Consider the following 6949-nt stretch of genomic DNA (forward strand, 5'->3'; position numbering starts at 1 on the left):
CTATTTTATCAAATTAACCGATTAAAAGTTTGTCTACTTTATGGGGGTCATTCCACTGTCGGATTTAAAGATAATCTGACAAACAGAGGTTTAAATGATATACAAGTACAGTTCACGGCAGTCGGTATCTACACACTAGGACTAAAAGCGCTTCTTAGATATGCGGATGATATCTTCAAAGAAGTTAGAACAAACTATAAGCCAGTCACTAGAGCTGATTTAAATATGTTTGTTCAGTCAAATATGTCGTGGCTTGAAAAAGATATGTTTGTAAGCCGTAAACGTCAATATACGACTCATTTAAAAGAAGTTTCATCTAAATACAGACTTCAAACACTATACGTTGGAAAAGCACCTTTTTTACTTCGTCTATATGATAAAAAAGAGGAGCTGAAAACATCTAAAAAAAGTGAGTTGATGTATGAGTATTTTTTAAATAACGGCTTTAACGCACAAGATGATATCTTTAACATAGAGTTTGAGATGCATAGGAAGCATTTGAAGATGTATAACATTGATACGGTGGATGATTTGCTCGGGTATGCAGAGAAGCTCTTTAGAGAGTCTATGGATGCAATCAGATTAGTAGATTTATCTACCATATCAGAGAACTCTATCAATTCGCAAAACAGATATAAAGCAGAGGTTCATCCTTTATGGAAACACTTTAGCGACTCATACGAGTTAAAAGAGTTCTTGGCTCTTGATATGCCACTGGAGAGATTAAAGAGAAAAAACTACTTCTACACTATTGAAGATGCAATGAAAGAGCAAGTATCTTTAGCTAGAAAAGCTTATGTCCATAATATCATAGTTGATGAGAGGTTTTATGAAGAAGTGCTTGAAGCTTATCATAGGAGCAGAGAGCCTAAATATCTGATAACTCAATCTGCCAATATAGAAAAAGAGCTGGATGTAGTTTATGAAATCATATCAGAGTCTATAAATCTAAAAGAGCTTGATGATTTAGAGCTAGAGAAGCATATAAAGATGATAGAGAATCTTATGACAGATCCAAACTCAGATTTAAAGGCTCTTATGAAAAAGCATGAAACGGCATTTATAGAGCTAAAGTACAGAGGCAAGTCTCTGTATCAAGAGTCTCTTTTTTAGGTGGTAGCGGATGGATATTAAATATGAATACTTGGAACTGCTTCCAGTGATAAAAGATATGCTCGTACAATCAAGCTCGCCTTATCTTTCTCGTCAAGAGCTATCTAGCTATCTAAAAGTGAGTGAATCTTTCATAAAACAGAAGCTCTATAATGGAGAGTTTGAACTTGATAAACATTACTTTAAGATAGGAGAGTCTAAAATGCTCTTTGATAGATTAGAGATAGATAAGTGGATTAGGGCGAAAGGAAAAGCTGATGGCAAGCCTTTATGCCAAAAACAACAAACTCTATCTAAGTATATATCATAACGGACAGAGGGTTATTAAACCCACTGGGCTAGAGGATAATGCTAAAAATCGTAAGTTAGTGAAGAATGACCTTCTTCCTAATGTGTTATTTCAAATTCAAACAGGACAAATTGACATATCTCCAAAAAAAGATATTAAGACAGTTGCTTTTTATGCAGAACTTTTTCTGAAAAGTAAAAAAGCTTTATTAAAAGATGCTTCTTACACAAGATATGACTCGATTATTCGTAATCAGATTTTACCTCTCTTTGGAGATAGGGATATAAGCTCTATAAAACTATCAGAGATAAAAAAGTGGTATAACTACTGGGTTAGTAATCGAAGTAGTGGAACATCAATTTATATTGCAAATATATTTAGTGCAATCTTTAAAGAAGCGTTTTATGATGAGGCAGTAGATAGAAATCCATTTGACTATATCAGACGACCAAAAAAACAGCAAGGCAGTGCAAAACCGTTTGACGTTGAGACTATGAAACTACTTATTTCTAGTGCAGAGGATGAATGGTTTAGAAATTTTTTGGCACTTTCATTTTTTACTGGGCTTAGAACAGGAGAGGCAGTTGCTCTGAAATGGAGTGATATTAACTTTGAGATGCAAGAACTTGAAGTGAAACGGACTCGACGATATGGGAAAGACATAACTCCTAAAACTCAAAAGAGTTATAGAACAGTTCCTATATTTGATGAACTGCTTCCATATCTGAAAAGTCAGTATAAAATGACAAGCAAGAAAAGCGAATATGTTTTTTTATCTATATATGGTACACCGTTTAACGATGGAAACCGCATAAGAGATTATCATTGGAAAAAACTACTTCAAAAATTAGATATGCCATATCAAAGGTTATATGATACACGTTCAAGTTTTGCTACTATGATGCTTTCAAGCGGAAAGTTTAGCATTAATCATATAGCACAGATAATGGGACACGCCAATATAGAAATGTTGATACAAAAGTACAACAAGTTTATTCCCTCAGAAATGAGAAAAATTGATAAGTCAATAGGATTGTTTTAGTAGGTGTATTATAAAAAACTGTAATACTTGAAAAATATTTTAGCTACCATATAGCTACCAAAGATTTTTAAAACTCTGAAAGTTCGTATTTTAGGGATTATAAAAAGTGTGGCTCCGAATACTGGATTCGAACCAGTGGCCAAGTGATTAACAGTCACCTACTCTACCGCTGAGCTAATTCGGAATGCTTAAATGTTTGATAGGTCGGAATTATACTCAATGGGTTTTAAAAAGTCAAGAAGCCTGAGGGTTACTTGGAGCGTTTTCTCTTCTCATTTTCGTGTAGGATGAAAAATTCCAAATTTCCGACCTTTTTTGTGACTATTTTTGAATCAGATATGAGATTTTTTAGTCTTTTTTTACTCTCTTCATCAAAGAGCAGGTTGATATCATCCATGGTTAGCGGTCTTTTGTCTAGCGTGTTTAAAATCTCTTCATCGTCATAGTGACTATTGTTCGGCTCAGCATGAACCCTTGAAGCTATATGGATGGGAAGAGATGCGTCAAAGAGCAGGGATGCGTTATGTAGCTCTTTGTAGCTTAGTCCACTTACCGGATATGCGGGCGGGCGGTCTATTGTGCCTAGATCAACCCTTGCGACGTTTAGTTTGAGTAAAACATCACTCAGTTTTTTTATCTCATCTTCTGTGTCGTTGAGTCCGTGAACAAAGAGAATCTCTATGAAAAGTTTTCCTTTAAATGTTTTGCTAAACTCTATGACTCTTAGGACAATATCTTTTATCTCTATGCCCGCATGAGGTCTGTCGATTCTTTTAAAAACACTCTCACTTAGAGCGTCAAGAGAGAGCTTGACTTGGTCAAGTTTTAAAAGAGAGTTGAAAACTTTCTCATCGACAAGTGTCGCGCTGTTCGTGAGTATAAGCGTTTGAGTGCCGTTTTTTATCTTATTTATCTCATCTATAAGCTCATCAAGATGCGGGTAGAGGGTAGGTTCACCGTTTGCGGTTATGGTTATGACGTCTATTTTGTCATCTAGGTGCTCTTTTAACTCGGCAATAATCGTAGAGACCTCTACAACGGCTGTTTGTTTATCTGTCGTAGCACTTGGAGCAAGTTCACAGTATAGGCAGTCAAAATTGCACTGTTTTAGGGAAGGTGAGAGGTCAATACCCAAAGAAGAACCAAATCTTCTTGAGTTTATGGGACCAAAAATCGTCTTCACTTACTTTTTGCTTACTCTATGGCATTCAGCTATAAAGTGTTTTGCATTTTCTACCGGAACGTCAGGGAGAATTCCGTGACCGAGGTTAAATATGTGTCTTTTCCCACCCATAATATCTTGCAGAGCTTCTACGCACTCGGTAGTTGCCTCTTTTGAGTAGAGTCTGCATGGCTCCATGTTTCCTTGAAGAACATACTTGTCACCTAGCTTCTCTTTGGCAAGAGCCATAGGAGTTGACCAATCAACACCAAATACCTCAAAGTTTCCGTAAACTTTGTCTAAAAATGCTGGAATGCCTTTTGGGAACATAATGATTGGGATGTGAGGATATTTTGCTTTTAAGTAGTCTGCAATCTCGACCATATATTTCCAAGAGAATTCATCATATTTTGAAGGTTCAATTGCCGCAGCCCATGAGTCAAATATCTGAACAACGTCAATGCCTGCTTCTATCTGCTTCTCCATGTAAATCTTTACGACTTCAGTTACTTTTGCAAGTATCTTATGCAGAAGTTCCGGATCAGAGTACATCATTTTTTTACAGATATTGTAAGTTTTTGTGCCTTCACCCTCTATCATATAGGTTGCAAGTGTCCAAGGCGCTCCGGTAAACCCGATTAGTGCTTTATCATCGGCAAGCTGCTCTTTTATAAGCTTAATAGTATCGTAAACATAAGTAAGTCTAGATGCAGCTTCTTCACCGCCGAGAAGTCTGTTTAAATCCGCTTCTGTTTTGATAGGGTCGTTAAATTTAGGACCTTCGCCCTTTATAAACTCCAAATCCATCCCCATCTCATCAGGAATAACCAAAATATCGCTAAATAGTATAGCTGCATCGACTCCAACTATATCAACAGGCTGAAGTGTGACTTCGCAAGCTTTTTTCGGGTCGTGACAAAGGCTTAAGAAATCTCCGGCTTGAGCGCGAACCTCCATATATTGTGGAAGGTAACGACCCGCCTGTCTCATCATCCAAACAGGAGTGTATGGAGTCTCTTTTCCAAAACATGCATCTACAAATATCTTACTCATTTTAATCCTTCGTATTGTTTTTATTTTAAGAACACTTAACGAATTCGTCCGTTAAGCTACGCTTGCGCCACTACGGTAGTAAAACTTAGTGACTTTTCCCAACTTTGCTTAAAAAGTAAAGACCAACTGCAACTGCCGTTATTGAAAGAGCTAGGTAGAGCAGATCTAGCGCACCAATATATGTAGTATGCCCTACTTTTTGAAAAAAACCAACAACTAAAACCATAACGATAACTTTAGATATTTTATCTTTTAGCTGATCTAGGGAGTGCACGGCTAATAGTTGGTTTTCGCAGCCATCTTGATCTTTTGCCGGGTCTATATCTGAAATAAAGAGTTCATAAAGACCAAATGAGAAGATAATCATAACGACACCAATAAGGTAAAGGTCAACCGCACCGATAATGCCTCCGACTACCTCTTCATGGAAGTGCTCTGGGTGTGCATTTGTTAGATATGTGTTAATCACATAAGCAGCAGTTTCATATATGTCAAAACTAGCAACTACGAAGAGTAAAACAGCCCCTATAAGACCGAATACTACGGCAAGAATTATAATAAATCTTGAACCCCATAGGCTTTTTTCAAAAAGTTTCTCTAGCATTTTATTTTTCCTCTTCCATCTCTACCCATTTTTGAGCGATTCTAACTGCATTTGTAGCCGCACCGACTCTCAAGTTATCCGCAACTATAAACATATGCAGCATATTTTTTGAGAAGGTATCGTTTCTAATGCGTCCCACAAACGTCTCGTTTTTCTCTAAAGATATTGATGGCATAGGGTAAATAGACTCACTAGGATTGTCCAAAACAATGATATTTGGAGCTTTTTTAAGAAGTTCTCTTGCTTCGTTTGCATCAACATCTTGAGCGAATGTAAGAGTAAGAGCTTCTGCATGACCGCGAAGAGTAGGGACGCGAACACATGTCGCACTTAGAGGAATTTCTCTATGCATGATCTTGGTAGTCTCGTTTACCATCTTCATCTCCTCTTTTGTGTACCCGTTTTCTAGAAAAACATCTATTTGAGGGATTACGTTTAGAGCGATTTGGTGTTTAAACGCTTTGTGTTCACTATCTCCGAGTTTAAATGAAAAGAAATCTTTCATCTGGTTAACAAGCTCTTCCATGGCGCTTTTCCCCGCACCTGAAGTCGCTTGATATGTGCTGACGTCAACCCTTGTCAAGGTGTATGCTTCATCAAGAGGTTTCAGCGCTTGAACCATCTGGATTGTTGAACAGTTAGGGTTTGCGATAATTCCCGATTTTTTCCATTTTGCAATATCCTCAGGATTGACTTCTGGCACTACAAGAGGGATGTTCTTATCCATTCTAAAGTGAGAAGTGTTGTCGATTACGACTGCTCCTGCTCTCACGGCAGCCTCCGCAAACTGAGCGCTTACGCTTCCTCCTGCTGAAAAAAGAGCAATCTCTATATTTTCTTCTTCAAAAACAGTGTCGGTAAGCTCTTGGATTGCTATCTCTCTGTTTCCAAACTCGACACTCTTTCCTAGGCTTCTAGAGCTAGCTAGCGGAACAAGCTTGTTGATTGGAAAAGAGACCTCATGCAAAATTGCCAATATCTCTTCACCGACGGCTCCGTTTGCTCCGACTACCGCTACATTATATTTTTTTGACACTTTTACTCCTTATAGTTTATAGTTTTTTATTTTTTTTTCTAAATTTGCTCTGCTCATGCCAAGCGTTTTGGAAGCTTCCTCAACATCGCCATTAGTAGAGGTCAACACCTCTTCAATCAGCTCTTTTTCCATAGACGCGATATCTTTTGTGTTTGTTAATCCTCTTTGCTCTAAAAAGAGCTCATCGGGTGTTATTTCACTCTTTTCGCTCAAAATTACAGCTCTCTCAACAACGGAGATAAGTTCTCTTATGTTGCCAGGCCAGTGGTAATCGAGTAGCTGTTTTAGAGCCTCATCTGAAAAGCTTTTTAAATCAAAACCGTATTTTATACAATTTTGCTCTAAAACTTTTTGCGCTATCTGCAATATTTCATCTTTTCTCTCTCTTAGAGGCGGAATACTTACAGGAATTGTATTGAGACGAAAATAGAGGTCGTTTCTAAATTCGCCTTTTTTTATTCTCTCATTTAGATCCGCATTTGTAGCGGAGATAACTCTAATGTCTATTTTTATGCCTTTTGACGAACCTAATCTTCGCACCTCTTTTTCTTGAAGCGAACGAAGGATTTTAGCTTGAACGCCGTAGGGCATCTCACCAATCTCATCTAAAAAGAGTGTTCCGCCGTTTGCCTGTTCAAACTGTCCGGCTT

General features: G+C 37.6%; 8 protein-coding genes and 1 tRNA gene. 3 read left to right on the plus strand and 6 right to left on the minus strand.

Annotated elements, in window-relative coordinates:
• Positions 1-12: 12 nt before the first annotated feature.
• From RQ763_RS08135 to RQ763_RS08145, 3 genes are read left to right on the plus strand one after another with little or no spacing between them, the layout of a single operon-like run.
• The gene (locus RQ763_RS08135) at positions 13-1113 is read left to right on the plus strand and encodes a hypothetical protein (protein ID WP_314152287.1); all 1101 of its coding nucleotides are present in this window, start codon (positions 13-15) and stop codon (positions 1111-1113) included.
• A 10-nt stretch (positions 1114-1123) separates the two neighbouring features.
• Complete coding sequence (locus tag RQ763_RS08140; RefSeq protein ID WP_314152278.1) at positions 1124-1423, plus strand: hypothetical protein; 300 nt, start codon at positions 1124-1126, stop codon at positions 1421-1423.
• Entirely contained in the window at positions 1371-2444 is a 1074-nt protein-coding gene (locus RQ763_RS08145; RefSeq protein ID WP_314152279.1) for a site-specific integrase, read from the plus strand. Before RQ763_RS08140 ends, RQ763_RS08145 begins: the two co-directional genes overlap by 53 nt.
• A 109-nt stretch (positions 2445-2553) precedes the next feature.
• Here the strand turns inward: RQ763_RS08145 and RQ763_RS08150 are convergent.
• The 6 genes from RQ763_RS08150 to RQ763_RS08175 form a co-directional block, all read right to left on the minus strand.
• Positions 2554-2628 (minus strand) — tRNA-Asn (locus tag RQ763_RS08150).
• Between the two features lie 66 nt (positions 2629-2694).
• A complete protein-coding gene (locus RQ763_RS08155; protein ID WP_314152280.1) occupies positions 2695-3627 on the minus strand; it encodes a radical SAM protein in 933 nt (310 codons plus the stop codon).
• The gene (gene hemE / locus RQ763_RS08160) at positions 3628-4659 is read right to left on the minus strand and encodes a uroporphyrinogen decarboxylase (RefSeq protein ID WP_314152282.1); all 1032 of its coding nucleotides are present in this window, start codon (positions 4657-4659) and stop codon (positions 3628-3630) included.
• A gap of 85 nt (positions 4660-4744) precedes the next feature.
• A complete protein-coding gene (locus RQ763_RS08165) occupies positions 4745-5263 on the minus strand; it encodes a YqhA family protein (RefSeq protein ID WP_314152283.1) in 519 nt (172 codons plus the stop codon).
• Position 5264: 1 nt separating this feature from the next.
• Positions 5265-6299: an aspartate-semialdehyde dehydrogenase gene (locus RQ763_RS08170; protein ID WP_314152284.1), complete on the minus strand. Its 1035-nt coding sequence runs from the start codon at positions 6297-6299 to the stop codon at positions 5265-5267.
• Positions 6300-6308: 9 nt separating this feature from the next.
• The coding region (locus RQ763_RS08175) for a sigma 54-interacting transcriptional regulator (RefSeq protein ID WP_314152286.1) at positions 6309-6949 on the minus strand (641 nt) is incomplete at its 5' end.

The sequence above is a fragment of the Sulfurimonas sp. genome, assembly GCF_032250635.1.
Classification (GTDB): domain Bacteria; phylum Campylobacterota; class Campylobacteria; order Campylobacterales; family Sulfurimonadaceae; genus Sulfurimonas.